Origin of the sequence: Peribacillus sp. FSL K6-5616, assembly GCF_038008245.1 — a bacterium.
Classification (GTDB): Bacteria; Bacillota; Bacilli; order Bacillales; family DSM-1321; genus Peribacillus; species Peribacillus frigoritolerans.
Genome location: NZ_JBBOYT010000001.1, coordinates 4,890,886 through 4,907,303 on the forward strand (window position 1 = coordinate 4,890,886; position 16,418 = coordinate 4,907,303).

The 16,418-nt window shown below is 44.3% G+C and carries 13 protein-coding genes; 3 read left to right on the plus strand and 10 right to left on the minus strand.

Features of this window, described 5'->3' with window-relative positions:
* Positions 1–7: 7 nt before the first annotated feature.
* The 6 genes from MHB45_RS23735 to MHB45_RS23760 all read right to left on the minus strand — a co-directional run bounded on the left by MHB45_RS23735 (position 8) and on the right by MHB45_RS23760 (position 7,491).
* A complete protein-coding gene (locus MHB45_RS23735; RefSeq protein WP_161922071.1) occupies positions 8–640 on the minus strand; it encodes a TetR/AcrR family transcriptional regulator in 633 nt (210 codons plus the stop codon).
* Positions 641–751: 111 nt separating this feature from the next.
* Positions 752–1,891, minus strand: a complete 1,140-nt coding sequence (locus MHB45_RS23740; RefSeq protein ID WP_048683536.1) for an acyl-CoA dehydrogenase — start codon at positions 1,889–1,891, stop codon at positions 752–754.
* A gap of 26 nt (positions 1,892–1,917) precedes the next feature.
* Positions 1,918–3,054 (minus strand): acyl-CoA dehydrogenase, encoded by a 1,137-nt coding sequence (locus tag MHB45_RS23745; RefSeq protein ID WP_048683539.1) that lies wholly within the window; start codon positions 3,052–3,054, stop codon positions 1,918–1,920.
* Positions 3,055–3,088: 34 nt separating this feature from the next.
* On the minus strand, positions 3,089–3,940 hold the full coding sequence (locus MHB45_RS23750; protein ID WP_048683542.1) for a 3-hydroxybutyryl-CoA dehydrogenase: 852 nt from the start codon (positions 3,938–3,940) through the stop codon (positions 3,089–3,091).
* Between the two features lie 33 nt (positions 3,941–3,973).
* Positions 3,974–5,164 carry an acetyl-CoA C-acetyltransferase gene (locus MHB45_RS23755; RefSeq protein ID WP_340908118.1) on the minus strand — a complete coding sequence of 397 codons (1,191 nt, stop codon included), beginning with the start codon at positions 5,162–5,164 and terminating at the stop codon, positions 3,974–3,976.
* A 197-nt stretch (positions 5,165–5,361) separates the two neighbouring features.
* Positions 5,362–7,491 carry a heterodisulfide reductase-related iron-sulfur binding cluster gene (locus MHB45_RS23760; RefSeq protein ID WP_048683627.1) on the minus strand — a complete coding sequence of 710 codons (2,130 nt, stop codon included), beginning with the start codon at positions 7,489–7,491 and terminating at the stop codon, positions 5,362–5,364.
* Between the two features lie 292 nt (positions 7,492–7,783).
* On the opposite strand from MHB45_RS23760, the gene cls reads away from it, so the two are divergent.
* Positions 7,784–8,986 carry a cardiolipin synthase gene (cls, locus tag MHB45_RS23765; RefSeq protein ID WP_260088776.1) on the plus strand — a complete coding sequence of 401 codons (1,203 nt, stop codon included), beginning with the start codon at positions 7,784–7,786 and terminating at the stop codon, positions 8,984–8,986.
* Positions 8,987–9,014: 28 nt separating this feature from the next.
* Entirely contained in the window at positions 9,015–9,968 is a 954-nt protein-coding gene (gene uvsE, locus MHB45_RS23770; protein WP_253350151.1) for a UV DNA damage repair endonuclease UvsE, read from the plus strand.
* 47 nt (positions 9,969–10,015) lie between these two features.
* On the opposite strand, the gene argS is transcribed toward uvsE, so the two are convergent.
* The 4 genes from argS to speE all read right to left on the minus strand — a co-directional run bounded on the left by argS (position 10,016) and on the right by speE (position 14,113).
* Positions 10,016–11,686 carry an arginine--tRNA ligase gene (gene argS / locus MHB45_RS23775; protein ID WP_048683550.1) on the minus strand — a complete coding sequence of 557 codons (1,671 nt, stop codon included), beginning with the start codon at positions 11,684–11,686 and terminating at the stop codon, positions 10,016–10,018.
* Between the two features lie 3 nt (positions 11,687–11,689).
* Complete coding sequence (locus tag MHB45_RS23780) at positions 11,690–12,130, minus strand: DUF1934 domain-containing protein (protein WP_048683553.1); 441 nt, start codon at positions 12,128–12,130, stop codon at positions 11,690–11,692.
* A 262-nt stretch (positions 12,131–12,392) separates the two neighbouring features.
* A complete protein-coding gene (gene speB, locus MHB45_RS23785) occupies positions 12,393–13,271 on the minus strand; it encodes an agmatinase (RefSeq protein WP_048683555.1) in 879 nt (292 codons plus the stop codon).
* 14 nt (positions 13,272–13,285) lie between these two features.
* Positions 13,286–14,113 carry a spermidine synthase gene (gene speE, locus MHB45_RS23790; protein ID WP_034315891.1) on the minus strand — a complete coding sequence of 276 codons (828 nt, stop codon included), beginning with the start codon at positions 14,111–14,113 and terminating at the stop codon, positions 13,286–13,288.
* Between the two features lie 207 nt (positions 14,114–14,320).
* On the opposite strand from speE, the gene MHB45_RS23795 reads away from it, so the two are divergent.
* A complete protein-coding gene (locus MHB45_RS23795; RefSeq protein ID WP_048683558.1) occupies positions 14,321–16,390 on the plus strand; it encodes a transglycosylase domain-containing protein in 2,070 nt (689 codons plus the stop codon).
* Positions 16,391–16,418: the final 28 nt, after the last annotated feature.

Here is a 16,418-nt window from a genome sequence, read left to right on the forward strand (position 1 = left end):
ATTTATATCAGTGCACTTTGGAACCCGATACATTTTGAATCAATAATTGCGTCTGCAGTTCAACATACTCTTGAAGCGTGTACTGTTTATGCAAAGCCCATCTTCTAAAACTCCACATCTGTCCCTGTACGAAAATGTTATGTGAAACAAGGCTTATTTGTTTTTCCGTTAATGATAGCTCCCCATTCTCAACACATTTCGTTATCACTTTTTCGAACATGCCCACCATCCGAAGTTCTTTATTCAGAACATATGGTAAAGCATCTTTCGTCAGGGCCTTCACTTCCTGATACATGACAAGCACTTCGTCCTGCATATCATCCATCACTTTATAAAAATAGGCGATCGTCAGCTTCAAGCTTTCAAGTGTCCCATCACTCTGTTCTATTTCCTTCTGAAGCTTTTCCTGGACTTCATCATAGATAAAGTCACAAACGAGATATAATATATCTTCCTTGGTCCGGATATACTCATATAATGTGCCGATGCTAAAGCCTGCAGCTTTGGCAATTTCCCTGGTAGTCGTACGATGAAATCCCTTTTCTTTAAAAAGGGTTACAGCTCCTTTAATCATTTGCTTACGCCTTTTTTCAACCAGCCGCTCATCCTTTACAGATGCAAGAACCTCTCTTTTTTCCATTTCCAAACTCCTTTTGAAAGCCCATTATTCATTAATCAAAGACATTCTGAAGAAATTGAAAAGGGAATTCCGGTAAAGGCAGAGCCTCATCGGAAAACCGCAGTTTCAACCCTATTTAGTAACCATCCGTGAGATGACCAGCTTTTGAATTTCCTGTGTACCTTCGTAAATCTGGGTTATTTTCGCATCGCGCATATACCGCTCCACTGGATAATCTTTTGTATATCCATAGCCCCCGAAAACCTGCACGGCCTCCGTCGTCACTTTCATTGCTGTATCTCCAGCAAAGAGTTTGGACATGGCCGACTCTTTCCCATAAGGAAGGCCCACTGATTCCAACCAGGCAGCCTGATAGGTTAATAGCCTTGAAGCCTCGACACCCGTTGCCATATCCGCCAATTTAAAACCGATTCCTTGCTGTGCAGAAATTGGCTTGCCGAATTGGACGCGCTCTTTTGCATAATCAACCGCGGCATCCAATGCACCTTGGGCTATCCCTACAGCCTGGGCTGCAATTCCATTACGGCCGCCATCAAGCGTCATCATCGCGATTTTAAAGCCTTCCCCTTCTTTTCCAAGGAGATTTTCTTTAGGAACACGGCACTCATCAAAGATGATTTCCGTAGTCGGTGATGAACGGATTCCAAGCTTCTTCTCTTTTTTACCAACACTGAAGCCCGGGAAGTCCTTTTCAATGATAAAAGCACTCGTTCCTTTTTGCTTCGATTCAGGATCTGTCAAGGCAAAGACGACATATGTATCCGCAATCCCGCCGTTCGTAATGAAGATTTTGGAACCGCTGATAACATATTCATCACCCACAAGCTTTGCAGTCGTTCTCATCCCGCCAGCGTCTGAGCCTGAGCTAGGCTCAGTCAGGCCATATGCACCGATTTTTTCACCCTGTGCCATCGGGCGAAGGTATTTTTGTTTTTGTTCTTCAGTGCCAAACTTATATATTGGCCATCCTGCGAGTGAAGTATGGGCTGATAATGTCACCCCAGTAGAAGCGCAAACGCGGGAAAGTTCCTCAATCGCTATGCAATACGCTAAGTAATCACTTCCGATTCCGCCGTATTCCTCAGGCCACGGAATCCCTGTCAATCCAAGTTCAGCCATTTTATCGAAGATTTCACGGTCGAATCGTTCTTCTTCATCCCTCTCGGCAGCAGTCGGAGCCACTTCATTCTGGGCAAAGTCGCGCACCATTTTCCTGATCATTTCATGTTCTTCCGTTAGTTTAAATTGCATGACAATGCCTCCTAAATATCTCGTAATTATAGATTTTTACTGATGACCATTCTCTGTATTTCGCTTGTACCCTCATAAATTTCAGTTACCTTCGCATCCCTGAAATATCGTTCGACCGGATAATCCGTTGTATATCCATAGCCTCCGAACACCTGGACTGCTTCTATCGCCACCTCAACGGCCGTCCTCGAAGCGAATAGCTTAGCCATTGCAGCCTCTTTACCGCAATTCAACCCCTGCGAGCGTAAATATGCCGCCCGATAGACGAGTAGCCTCGAAGCTTCTATGCCCGTTGCCATTTCGGCCAGTTTGAAACCAATCCCTTGCTGTTCTGCAATGGGTTTTCCGAATTGCTCCCTGCTTTTTGCATATCGGACAGCATGTTCCATGGCACCCTCAGCAATTCCCAGCGCTTGAGCGGCAATCCCGATCCTTCCAGCATCCAAGTTGGCCATGGCGATCTTAAAGCCTTCACCTTCTTTGCCAAGGAGATTGGCTGCAGGGACTTTCATATCCTCGAATGTTACCTGCACGGTGCTCGAGCCATGAAGGCCCATTTTACGTTCGTCTTTTCCGATGATTAAACCTGGCGTCCCTTTTTCCACGACAAAAGCAGAGATTCCCTTGCTTCCCTTTTGAGGGTCGGTCGAGGCAAAAACAATGAACACATCCGCTTCCCCGCCATTGGTGATAAAAACCTTGGACCCATTTATTCGATATTGTCCGCCTTCCTTTACTGCCACTGCCTTCGATTTCAAACTCGCAGCATCAGAACCTGAGCTTTGCTCAGTCAAACAAAAGGCCCCTAAATTTTTACCAGCGGCTAACTTAGGCACATACTTTCGCTTCTGCTCTTCCGTTCCAAAATAAACGATTGGATTTGTGCCAACAGATGTATGAACGGACAGTATGACACCGAGAGTGGGACTTACTTTGGAAATCTCATTGATGGCAATGATATAAGACATGAAGTCCATACCCGCGCCACCGTATTCTTCTGAAATCGGAATTCCCATCAAACCAAGCTCACCCATTTTTTGAAGAATCGTTTTTGGAAACACGCCTGTTTCCATTGCCTCGATATGAGGAGTGATCTCTTTCTCCGCAAAAGCGCTTACCATTTTCCGCATCATTTCATGTTCTTCGGTAAACTTGAAATCCATCCTTCATCCCCCCTGGCTGCACATCTTTCTATGATTAGTTATATTCATAAAAGCCCCGTCCTGATTTCTTGCCTAACCACCCAGCCTTTACATATTTCCTTAACAGCGGACACGGTCGGTATTTATCGTCTCCCAGTCCTTGGTGAAGGGTTTCCATTATATACAAGCATGTATCCAGGCCGATGAAGTCAGCTAGCGTAAGCGGGCCCATCGGATGGTTCATGCCCAGTTTCATTACGTCATCGATCGCTTCTTTAGTAGCGACGCCCTCATAAAGTGTATAGATGGCCTCATTGATCATCGGCATCAAGATCCGATTCGCTACAAAACCTGGAAAATCATTGACTTCCACCGGTACCTTATTCAAGGATTCAGCCATCTTTTCAACCTCTTGATAAACTTCATCCGCTGTAGCAAGGCCGCGGATGACCTCAACCAGCTTCATGACTGGAACCGGGTTCATAAAGTGCATGCCAATTACCTTTTCCGGCCTTTTCGTGGCAGCGGCTATCTCGGTAATCGGTAGCGAAGAAGTATTGGATGCAAGAATGACGTGCCGGGGCGTGATTTCATCCAACTCGGCGAATATTCTTGTTTTTATTTCCATGTTTTCCACTGCCGCTTCAATCACCAAATCTACTGCAGCTGCATTTTTCAAATTCGTTGAGGAAGTAAGCCGGGAAAGGATTGCATCCTTCTCCTCGGATTCCATTTTCCCTTTTTCAACCTGCCGCGATAGGTTTTTGGCAATAGTCCCTAAACCCTTTTCTACATACTCATCTTTTAAATCGTGTAAAAGAACTTCATAACCGCTCATTGCACAGACCTGGGCAATGCCAGATCCCATCTGTCCCGCACCAATGACCATCACTTTTTGAATGCCCATGGGAATATCCCTCCTCATTTATCTATGAAACTATTATCCTTGCTTAGGCACTTCTATTAAAATGGCATCTCCCTGACCGCCGCCACTGCAGATCGCTGCGATGCCCAATCCCCCTCCGCGGCGTTTCAGTTCATGCATCAGCGTAATGATGATGCGGGCACCACTTGCCCCGATCGGGTGACCTAATGCTACAGCCCCTCCGTTTACATTCACTTTTCCCGCCTCGATGTTGGCAATTTTCCCGCTGGCCAATGCAACCGCAGCAAATGCTTCATTCACTTCAAATAAATCAATTTCCTCTATCGATTTACCTGTCTTCTTCAGAAGTTCATTTATGACCAGACCTGGCGTTTTAGGGAAGTCCCTTGCTTCCACTGCCACTTCTGCATGAGCTAAAATATAGGCAAAAGGCGTTTTCCCTTCTTTTTCAGCACGTTCCTCACTCATCAATACGAGTGCACCTGCCCCGTCATTGACACCGGGTGCATTACCAGCCGTGATGGTCCCCTCATTATTGAAAGCTGGACCTAGTTTAGCCAACTTTCCGGCAGATGTATCTTTTCTTGGGGCTTCATCATGTTCGATGGTAATTGGTTCGCCTTTTCGGACCGGCACCTGTACGGAAATGATTTCTTCTGCAAGAATTCCGCCATCGATTGCTTTTATCGCTTTTTGGTGACTCTCATAAGCCCAGTTATCTTGTGCCTCACGGGTGATTTCAAGATCCTCGGCTGTACTGTTACCGTAAGTCCCCATATGGACGCCCGTAAAACTGCAGCTAAGTCCATCCGATATCATCGTATCCTTCAGTTCCCCATCACCCATCCTTAGGCCCCACCTTGCTTTCGGAAGGATATAAGGTGCATTGCTCATCGATTCCATTCCGCCGGCAACAATGATTTCTTCTTCACCTAAGCGAATGATCTGATCAGCCAATGTGACACTGCGAAGTCCTGATGCGCATACTTTATTAATGGTTTCCGTTTTCACTTCCCAAGGCAATCCAGCATGACGGGCTGCCTGGCGGGACGGTATTTGGCCTTGGCCTGCTTGAAGCACATTCCCCATGATGACCTCGTCCACTTGGCTTCCTTCAATCCCTGCCCGAACAAGTGCCTCTTTGATTGCTATTCCACCAAGTTGTGATGCCGTCAAACTGCTAAGACCACCGCCGAATTTACCAAAAGGTGTTCTCACACCGCTAATAATCACTGTTTTCGCCATCATTATTTCCCCCTATAAGTAACATTGATTGAACGCTCGCTCAATTTGGAGTTAAAAAAATAGTGTTGTAAGCGCTTAATATTATATTATATTACACATTTTTCTCAAAAATGAAAATATTTAGTTTATAAATATTGAAAATATTGCCTGCTCCCATTTGAATCTCATTTAGAGGAAGCAGGCTATTCCATTTAAAATTATGAGGCAATCGATTTATTTTCCCCAATGACCGCTTTTTCGAGTAGTTCAGCTACATCATACGTTTTAACATTTTCCTCAACTTCTTTTGCTTTCGTCCCATCAGATAGCATGGTCAGGCAATAAGGACATCCTGAGCTGATCACTGTTGGACTGACGGCCAGCGCTTGTTCGGTACGGGCCACATTAATGCGGTTTCCAGTTTCTTCTTCCATCCACATCAAACCGCCTCCAGCCCCGCAGCACATACCCTTCTCACGGTTACGCTCCATCTCAATAAGTTTCACTCCATCAATGGATTGTAAGATTTCACGCGGCGGGCTGTAAACCTCATTGTACCTTCCCAAGTAACAGGAATCGTGGAATGTAATCGTCTCATTCACCGGATACTGCGGTACCAGCCTGCCTTCACTGACAAGTTTTGCCAACAGCTCAGTATGGTGATACACTTCCGCTTCCAAGCCAAAATCCGGATATTCATTCTTAAAGATATTGTATGCATGCGGATCGATCGTCACGATTTTCGTTATTTCATTCTTCTGGAATTCTTCTATATTTTTCATGGCAAGTTCCTGAAAAACAAACTCATTACCCAATCGACGTGGAGTATCCCCTGAGTTTTTCTCCTTATTTCCGAGAATTGCAAATGTGACGCCCGCTTCATTCAATAATTTAGCAAAGGAAAGGGCAATCTTCTGGCTTCGGTTATCGTACGACCCCATTGACCCCACCCAAAATAAATACTCGAATTCTTCGTCTGCCTTTTTTAATTCCTTCACGGTTGGGACGCTGACATCTTCCCGAAGGCTTCGCCAATCTTCTCTCTCTTTACGATTCAATCCCCACGGGTTCCCTTGACGCTCGATATTGGTCATGGCACGCTGTGCATCGGGATCAAGTCTGCCCTCAGTAAGCACTAGATAACGGCGCATATCAATGATTTTGTCGACATGTTCATTCATTACCGGGCATTGATCTTCACAGTTCCGGCATGTGGTGCAAGCCCAAAGTTCTTCTTCCGTAATGACTTCGCCAATCAGGCTCGGACTGTATGCTTCTGTTGCTGCAGCTGATTCCTGCGCCCCCTGCGCGGCACCAGCCAAAGCGATCTTATTTCCCTTCGTATTTCCAAAAACAAAAGATGGAACCCATGGCTGCTTCGTTGTAACGGCAGCGCCTGTATTTGTTAAATGGTCACGCATCTTGATTATGATATCCATCGGGGACAGCATTTTCCCGGTACCTGTAGCCGGGCACATATTCGTACAGCGACCGCACTCCACACAGGCATAGAGGTCCACCATTTGATATTGCGTCAAGTCCTCGATATATTTGGCACCGTAATATTGATTGCCTTCTTTGTCGAGAATCTCTTCTTCCAAATCAACCGGTTTCAATTTCCCCGGATTGTCCAGGCGATTAAGGAATACATTTATCGGACCGGCAATCAAATGAGCGTGCTTAGATTGCGGGATATAAACAAGGAAAGATAATATGATCAGTAAATGCAGCCACCAAGCTACATAAAAAACGACGGTTGCCGCTGTTGTCCCCATCCAGCCGAATAGAAATGCGATGCTCGATGCGACTGGCTCTGACCAGGTTGCATCGTGTCCATGCCAGATCATTCCCATACCATTCCCCAGTAATACGGTGATCATGATACCGGTAATGAAGATGACAACCAAACCTGCTTTGAAATCCCTTTTCAAGCGAACGAGCTTTTCGACATAACGGCGGTATGCCGCCCATAGGATTGCAACAAGAACGGTAAGCGTCACAATTTCCTGGAAGAAAGTAAAGGCCGGATAAACAGGGCCGAACGGTAAATGCCACCCCGGCCTTAAGCCTTTAACGAAAAAATCAAGTGCGCCAAATTGCACTAATATGAAACCATAAAATAACAAGGCATGAATGATCCCGCTCTTTTTATCTTTAAAGAGTTTCTTCTGTCCAAATACATAAATCCCTATTTTGACAAGACGGTCTTTCACACGGTTATCGAATTCCACTTTTTTGCCAAGTTTTATATAAGCAATACGAGTCTTTATCAAATAGACAAACAAACCGGCGGCGTAAGCGGTTACAAGCAGGAATGCAACTAAGTTGATCCACAGTAAACCATTCATTTCCATGCAGTCTTTCCCCCTCTTTAGTAAATTGCAAAATGCCAGGTACCATTATGGGAAATTTGGCATTTTTCTGAAATTTGATTAATTCCATTATATAATGAATGAGCATTCAGTCAACTTTTTTCTTTTAAAAACCATTTAATTTTTCTGCCCCTTAATTATATAATTCGACAAATCCATGCATTACCCTTCTGCATTCAAAAAAAATGAAGACCCTTTCCCCCTTTTTAATGGTTACTGACAGGGAATTAGAGCCAAACTAAATATAATCATTTAGGGGGGATTTTTTTTGAAGATAATCACTACGATTGCCTCTATATTTTTATTGATCTTCTCTTGGTGCTGGGTTGATCTTAGGGTAGGGCATAAGCGTTATTTGAAGCACGCAACCAACATTAAATATCCGCCTCGGAATAGCGAAATGACTGTATTCACATCAGGGAAAATCCTGTTTGAAGATTATATCAAGGAAGTCAGGCAAGCTCAGGATTCCATCCATATCCTTTTTTATATAGTAAAAAATGATAAATTCAGCAAGGACTTTTTGAAGTTACTGCAGTCAAAAGCGGAAGAGGGCGTGGAAGTGCGGCTTTTAGTCGATTGGATAGGGAGTAAAAAGATGTCCCGCCAAACCATTCAGGAGCTGACTGAAAGCGGCGTTCATTTTTCTTTCAGCTTTAAACCGAAACTCCCCTTCCTTTTCTATACCATACAAAAAAGAAATCACCGTAAGATCTCGGTGATAGATGGAAAAATCGGCTATCTTGGCGGCTTTAATATCGGTAAGGAGTATATAAACCAAGGGGAGAAGCTGAACCCATGGAGGGATTACCATTTAAAAATGACCGGGGAAGGTGTAAAGGACCTTCAGGAAGCCTTCCTCTCGGATTGGTTCTATGATACAAACGAGGATTACAGAGGAACGCCTGCCTATTTTCCGACATTGACTCCCGGGACGCAGGCCCATCAGTTTGTCGTCACGAATGGCAGTGATCTTGAACAGTCACTGACACACATGATTCGTCAAGCGACTAAAAAAATCATTATCGGGACTCCATACTTCATTCCCAGTGAAACTTTATTTCAGGAATTAAGGGATGCCCTTGCACGCAATGTTTCCGTCACGGTCATCGTACCTGAAATTTCAGACCACGCCCTTGTAAAGGAAGCTTCTTTTCCCTATTTTCGGGTACTAATAAAAGACGGGGCGGAAATCATGCAATTTCAAAGAGGGTTCTACCATTCTAAAGTGATATTGATCGATGATATAATGTGTGATATCGGTACGGCTAATTTTGATAAACGCAGTTGTTTTTTAAATAGTGAAATGAACTGCATCGTATTTGACCGGACATTTATAAAAGATGTAGAAAAGGAATTGGCAGTGGACCTGGCCGAATCCAAGCCGCTGAACGGGGACGCACTTTCCAGTATGAATGTAGTCCGTTCAGCAAAAGAATCGCTGGCTTCCATCCTTTCTCCTTTTCTTTGACAACCCTTTGCTCAAGGAGAAAAATATAATGAAAATAAGATTTGGGTTCGTATCCAATGCCACCTGTTTATGGGAGGCTTCTCCGGCTAAGACACTTACTTTCAAGCGATATAGCACACTTGGCGCAGAAAAAGGAATGGAAAAGCTCCTGGATGTGACAAGGCAGAACATTGAAAATACCTTAAGGGTCCTTCAATATAACACGGCACACCAAATAGAAGTATACCGGATGTCCAGTTCCATTGTTCCTTTAGCCACACATCCCGAGATAGAATGGGATTTCGTTACTCCTTTTAAGAAAGAGTGGAAACAGCTTGGCGATTGGGCCACTGCACAAAAGATGAGGCTCAGCTTTCATCCCAATCAGTTTACGCTGTTCACCAGCCCTAAGCCCGAGATCACACAAAATGCAGTGAAAGATATGGAGTTCCATTATAAAATGCTTGATGCAATGGGCATTGCGGACACCTCTTTCATCAATATCCATGTCGGTGGGGCCTATGGTGATAAAGAGTCCGCCCTTGTAAGGGTTCATGACAACCTTAAATCGCTGCCTATGCACATCAAGGAAAGAATGACTTTGGAGAATGATGATAAAACCTATACAGCATCTGAAACCCTCGGCGTATGTAAAAGGGAGGGCATCCCGCTTGTATTCGATTATCACCATCATCTCGCAAACCTTTCGGATGAGCCGCTTAACGAGCTGCTCACCGAGGTGTTCACCACTTGGAATCAAGCAGGGGCGGTACCAAAGGTCCATATTTCATCCCCAAAATCGGCAGGTGAATTTCGCTCGCATGCAGATTATATCGATTTGGACTTCATCATGCCCCTTTTTAAAGTGCTTAAGGATCTTGGACAGGACGCGGATTTCATGATCGAGGCCAAGATGAAGGATCGGGCAATGTTACAGCTGATTGAAGATATGGCTAAGATTCGAGGTGTAAAAAGGGTGAGCGGCGGAGCCATTGAGTGCTAAATAACCTAAAAAAACGGCTGTTTCGCTCGAAACAGCCGCTTTTTCCATTACATTTTTTCCGGTGCCGAAACCCCGATGATGGCCAATGCATTCTTTAACGTAATTTGGACGGATTTGACCAGTCCAAGACGCGCCTTACTTCTTTCCATTTCTTCCACATCCAGAACCTTATCTGCATTGTAGAAACTGTGGAATGTAGAGGCCAGGTCGAATATATAGTTCGTCATACGGTGAGGCATCCGTTTTTCGGCTGCTTCCGCTATTGCCTGCGGGAATTCTCCTAATTTCTTCAAAAGCTCCACTTCTTTTTCAGTAGATAGGGCAGAGAAATCATTGACTCCTTCATAGCTGATCCCTTGTTCCACACCTTGGCGTAAAATGCTGGAAATACGGGCGTGGGCATACTGTGCATAATAAACCGGGTTTTCATTGGACTGTGATACTGCAAGATCCAAATCGAAATCCATATGAGTATCCGCACTTCTCATTGCAAAGAAATAACGTGTTGCATCCAGACCCACTTCATCAATCAGGTCACGCATCGTAACTGCTTTACCGGTACGTTTACTCATCTTCATTTTCTCGCCATCCTTGTACAGGTGAACAAGCTGGATGATTTCCACTTCAAGCTGCTCGCGGTTGTACCCTAATGCTTCGATCGCCGCTTTCATGCGCGGTATATACCCGTGGTGGTCTGCACCCCAGATATTGATCAGCGTTTCAAAGCCGCGCTCCAATTTATTACGGTGATAGGCAATATCCGGTGTCAAATATGTGTAAGACCCATCCTGCTTAATAAGCACCCGGTCTTTATCATCGCCTAATTCCGTAGAGCGGAACCATGTAGCCCCATCTTCCTCGTAAACATGGCCCCTTTCCCTCAACACTTTAAGTGCTTCATCAATTTTACCGTCTTGATAAAGGGATGTTTCGGAGTACCATACATCAAATCCGACACGGAAATTACCCAAGTCCGTTTTCAGTTTTTCCATTTCATATTTCAAGCCGTACTCACGGAAAAATTCAAAACGTTCCTTCTCATCGACATTTACATATTTATCCCCATACTCACTTGCAAGTGTCTTACCGATGCCAATGATATCTTCGCCATGATAACCGCCCTCAGGCATATCCTTTTCGAGGCCAAGTGCCTGGAAATAACGGGCTTCTATGGAAATGGCCAAATTATTGATTTGATTTCCGGCATCATTGATATAGTATTCACGTGAAACATCGTAACCGGCTTTAGAGAGGATATTACATAACGTATCACCTACTGCTGCACCACGGGCATGACCAAGATGGAGATCACCGGTCGGGTTTGCGGAAACGAACTCCACTTGGATTTTTTCGCCTTTACCAAAGTCACTTTCCCCATATGCTTCATCCACTTTCAAAATGACAGGAACCAATTCTGTCAAATAAGCATTATTCATGTAGAAGTTGATGAAACCCGGTCCTGCTATTTCAATTTTTTCGATGGATGCTTTTGAGTTGTCAAAGTTTTCGATGATTGCCTCTGCTATCACCTTTGGCGCTTTCTTTGCAATCTTCGTTAATTGCATGGCCATATTCGTGGAATAATCTCCGTGTGTCTTATCTCTTGGCAGTTCCAATACAACATTTGGAATTTGCTCTTCCGTTGCTAAACCAGCTTTAATGACTGCCGCTTTAATCTCTTCTTTCAGTTTTTCCTGTACCTCTTTTACTATATTCATGCGTTATGCTTCCTCCTTGTAGGAAATCGTCATCTCATATTGACCAGGTTCGCTTCCCTGCATATGTAACGTATATTTAAGGACAAGTTTCCCTTGCTTGGCCTGCTCATCCCATTGATGATGGATCTTCTTCGCGGTCGTCCGTAATCCTAACCTGCCATATATACTTTCGTAATGCCCATTTGTCGCTTCCTGCAGGCGGAAAAGCTGCCTCATTTTAATGGCACCATTTCTAAGCAGGATCGTTTCATCCGGTTTGTGTTTGATGGTCGTTTGTGTTTGACCGGTTTCATTTTCCTCTTTATATTGCAAATATAAATCTGCACCTTTATACATTTTTGTACCAAATGTGACCAGCTCATACGTTTCCGTTTCTGAACCGTGCTTGATTTTTGTCTGTAAAGTCACTTTAATAGCATGCTTATCTATATCATGAAGAGTCAAAGCTACACTTCCTTCATCATGTCGTTCTTAACTTTATAAGTATAAATATTCTTCAAGGAAGTTTCAACTTGGAGCGGAAAATAATGTGTTAATCCAAAAGTGTGAGGATAAACTGTCGAAATCATGTTGTTGCAATCCATTTGATATTAACGCAATAATGACTCATTGGGCGGAATTATTCAAAAAGAGCCATTAATTCTTATCCATGGATAAAAAAAGACCATTCCCGCTACAAAAACAGGAACAGTCATGTCTTCCATCATTAACCTTTTTGAACCCATCCTAGAATCATTTCGCGAATCAGCTTGCTCGCCGTATTCGCAGTTTGCTCGGATGGATCATAGATCGGTGCCACTTCTACTAAATCGCAGCCGACCACATTAATTTCAGACCGTGCTATCTCATGAATCGAAGCTAAAAGCTCTTTGGAAGTGATGCCTCCACAATCTACGGTGCCTGTACCCGGCGCGTGCGCAGGGTCAAGAACATCGATGTCGATCGTCACATATACAGGACGGCCAGCTAACTGCGGCAATACTTCTTTCAAAGGTTCAAGAACTTCAAATTTAGAGATGTGCATGCCATTTTCTCTTGCCCATTGGAACTCTTCCTTCAAACCTGAACGAATGCCGAAAGAGTATACATTTTTCGGGCCGATAAGTTCTGCGGATTTACGGATGATGGACGCATGGGAAAGCGGCTCTCCCTCATAATCCTCACGTAAATCTGTATGGGCATCCATATGGATGATGGCCATATCGGGATACTTTTTGAACATGGCTTTGATGACAGGCCATGTGACAAGATGTTCCCCTCCCATACCCATTGGGAACTTACCTGCATCCAACAAGCTGTCGACAAAGTTTTCAATCATATCGATACTGCGCTGCGGATTGCCGAATGGTAATGGAATATCCCCGGCATCAAAGAATTTAACTTCCTCTAATTCACGATCTAAATACGGGCTGTACTCTTCCAAACCAATCGAAACTTCACGAATCCGGGTAGGGCCGAAGCGGGAACCCGGACGGAAACTTACCGTCCAGTCCATCGGCATGCCGTATAGCACAGCTTCAGATTCCTCAAAAACAGGGTGGCTTTTAATGAATACATTGCCTGAATAGGCTTCATCGAATTTCATGGTCCATGCCTCCCTTATTTCACTAAATCTTGAACGAATTTAGGCAGAACGAATGCTGCTTTATGAAGTTCTTTTGTATAATATTTCGTTTCCATTTCATGGAAACGATCTTCAGTCACTTCTAATGGATTATATTTTTTCGATCCGATCGTGAACGCCCAAAGGCCGCTTGGATACGTCGGGATATTCGCTAAATACAGGCTCGTGATTGGGAATATCTCTTTCACATCACGTTGTACATCGCGAATTAAGTCCGCTTTAAACCAAGGGTTGTCGGATTGTGCCACAAAAATCCCGTCTTCTTTCAAAGCCTTGGAAATCCCGGCATAAAAACCTTTTGTGAATAAATTGACAGCAGGTCCGACAGGTTCAGTTGAGTCAACCATGATCACGTCATATTCATTTTCACTTTTGGCGATGTGCATGAAGCCATCCCCAACTTGTACGTCTACACGCGGATCTTCAAGCATGCCAGCAATTTCCGGCAGGTATTTCTTTGAGTATTCGATGACTTTCCCATCGATATCCACCAATGTAGCTTTTTTTACGCTTGGGTGTTTAAGGATTTCACGGATAACTCCTCCGTCCCCTCCACCTACAACCAAAACGTTTTCTGGATTAGGATGGGTAAATAAAGGAACATGGGCTACCATTTCATGGTAAACGAATTCATCGCGCTGTGAAGTCATTACCATGTCATCCAGCAATAGCATATTGCCCCACTCTTCCGTTTCAATCATATCAAGCTTTTGAAACTCAGTTTGCTCCGTATGTAAAGTACGATTCACTTTCATCGTAATACCAAAGTTCTCTGTTTGTTTTTCAGTAAACCAAATGCTCATTTATTAACGCTCCTTTTCCATTTCATATTGTCAGTCACCTTATAGGTTCCCCAAAATCGGTATAGTCATTAGCTAGAAAAATTATAGACGAATCTAGCAGAATTGCAAGATAAATTTCTTAAATGCAGTTCTTATGTTTAAAATTTTCTTTTTTTTCCATAATAGTAATAGATACTAGATTCTTACCTGATAAGAGAGGTGAAAGCAATGGAATTGATTCCAAGCGAACGATTTAAAAGGACAACTAAATATGTACGGGCCTTCATCATCCTTGCCACAATCTGGCTGACAATACTCTTTGTATTGCTTCTCTCTTTACTGATTTATGCAAAAATATTAGGTCCGCCTCCTTTGGTCGTGCCGCAGTCCACTCTCTATTACAGTGATGATGGAAATGTGATCGGTGAAACAGATAATGGCCAGAAGCGTTATTGGGCCGGAATGGAGTCGATTTCACCACAGCTCATCAAAGCGACTGTCGCCGTTGAGGACCGCCAATTTTACACTCATTATGGATTTGATATAAAGCGGATCGGCGGTGCCATCCTTGCCGATATTAAGGCAATGTCCAAGGTCCAGGGTGCAAGCACCATTACCCAGCAGTATGCCCGGAACCTGTTTCTTGGGCATGACAAAACGTGGTCGCGTAAACTTAATGAGGCCTTTTATACGATACGTTTAGAAATGAACTACTCCAAAAAGGAAATTCTAGAAGGCTATTTAAATACGATTTACTATGGCCATGGTGCATATGGAGCCCAAGCTGCAAGTCAATATTACTTTGGCAAGGATGCCAAGGATTTGACTCTTCCTGAAGCGAGCATGCTGGCCGGAATACCAAAAGGGCCGTCAAACTATTCTCCATTGGATAACTTTGAAAAAGCGAAATCAAGGCAGAAAGTTGTCCTGCAATCCATGAAAAGCAAAAACTACGTTTCAGAAAAGGATATCGCGGAAGCGCTGCGAACATCCCTTACATTAAAAGGGGAACACGGAACGGTCACCAAGAAGACCGCTCCTTATTTCCAGGATGCCGTCAAGCAGGCTTTAAAATCCCAGCTTCATTTAGATGACCGGACGATCGAGCTCGGCGGCCTTAAGGTGTATACGACACTGGACGAAACCCAGCAGGATGCTGCTGAAGAGGTCCTTTCCAATACCATACCCAAGTCTTCAGGCATTCAAGCCTCGATAGTGGCAATGGATCCGGATACCGGGGAGGTCCGTGCGCTGGTCGGCGGTAAAGATTATTCCGAGTCTCCATTCAATCGGGCCACACAGGCCGTTCGCCAGCCTGGTTCAACCATGAAGCCATTGCTATACTATTCAGCGCTGGAGAATGGTTTCACACCGTCCACCACCTTGAAAAGCGAGACAACTACATTTTCTTTCGATGATGGTCACTCATCTTACACACCGCATAATTACAACCATCAATATGCGGAAGGCGAAATCACGATGGCTCAGGCCATTGCTCTTTCCGATAATATCTTCGCCGTAAAAACACATTTGTTCCTTGGGGAACAGTCATTGGTCGATACGGCGCGTCGATTCGGAATCACGGCAAAGATGGATGCGGTCCCTTCCCTGGCACTCGGTACGTCAGGTGTTAGGGCGATTGAAATGGTGAACGCATACAGCATTCTGGCTAACGGCGGCAAGAAGGTTGAACCCGTGTTTATCAAAAAGGTGGAAAATCAAAAAGGTGAAGTGATTTTTGATGAAAAGGAGAAACCGGAACAGATTCTGGATAAGGACAAGGCATTTGTCATGACCCAGATGCTTACAGGTGTTTTCGATGAAACGTTAAATGGCTATACGAAAGTGACCGGCAGCACCATCAGTTCCCGGCTGACCCGCCCATATGCCGGAAAATCAGGATCCACCCCGACGGATAGCTGGATGATCGGTTATACACCGGAGCTTGTAGCAGGAGTATGGACTGGATATGACCAAGGCAAAAAGATTGAGATCCCTGCTGAAAAAGGCTATGCAAAGAAAATCTGGGCTTCCTATATGGAAAAGGGGCTAAAAGGTAAACCGGCAAAATCATTTAAGGAAACCGAAAACGTAATCGGGGTAAACGTGAATCCCGTAAGCGGAAAATTGGCCACAAAGGATTGTCCCGTCTCAAGAATGACTTATTATGTTAAAGGAACCGAGCCTGTCGAATACTGTGCCGAGCACTTTAAGGGTGAGAATCCGAAACATGCCCCAAAAGAAGAAGAACATAAAAAGGCCCCGTGGTACAAGAAAGTCTTAAAACCTTGGGGATAACGAAAAACCCCCGAAGCCTGCAGCGGCT

What these genes read in the sequence shown, in the direction of transcription:
- speE (WP_034315891.1), bottom strand. Translation starts at nt 14,113, where the DNA reads ATGAGCATTTGGTTTACTGAAAAACAAACAGAGAACTTTGGTATTACG.
- MHB45_RS23740 (WP_048683536.1), bottom strand. Translation starts at nt 1,891, where the DNA reads ATGCAATTTAAACTAACGGAAGAACATGAAATGATCAGGAAAATGGTG.
- MHB45_RS23750 (WP_048683542.1), bottom strand. Translation starts at nt 3,940, where the DNA reads ATGGGCATTCAAAAAGTGATGGTCATTGGTGCGGGACAGATGGGATCT.
- MHB45_RS23795 (WP_048683558.1), top strand. Translation starts at nt 14,321, where the DNA reads ATGGAATTGATTCCAAGCGAACGATTTAAAAGGACAACTAAATATGTA.
- argS (WP_048683550.1), bottom strand. Translation starts at nt 11,686, where the DNA reads ATGAATATAGTAAAAGAGGTACAGGAAAAACTGAAAGAAGAGATTAAA.
- MHB45_RS23735 (WP_161922071.1), bottom strand. Translation starts at nt 640, where the DNA reads ATGGAAAAAAGAGAGGTTCTTGCATCTGTAAAGGATGAGCGGCTGGTT.
- MHB45_RS23755 (WP_340908118.1), bottom strand. Translation starts at nt 5,164, where the DNA reads ATGGCGAAAACAGTGATTATTAGCGGTGTGAGAACACCTTTTGGTAAA.
- uvsE (WP_253350151.1), top strand. Translation starts at nt 9,015, where the DNA reads ATGAAAATAAGATTTGGGTTCGTATCCAATGCCACCTGTTTATGGGAG.
- MHB45_RS23745 (WP_048683539.1), bottom strand. Translation starts at nt 3,054, where the DNA reads ATGGATTTCAAGTTTACCGAAGAACATGAAATGATGCGGAAAATGGTA.
- MHB45_RS23760 (WP_048683627.1), bottom strand. Translation starts at nt 7,491, where the DNA reads ATGAATGGTTTACTGTGGATCAACTTAGTTGCATTCCTGCTTGTAACC.
- speB (WP_048683555.1), bottom strand. Translation starts at nt 13,271, where the DNA reads ATGAAATTCGATGAAGCCTATTCAGGCAATGTATTCATTAAAAGCCAC.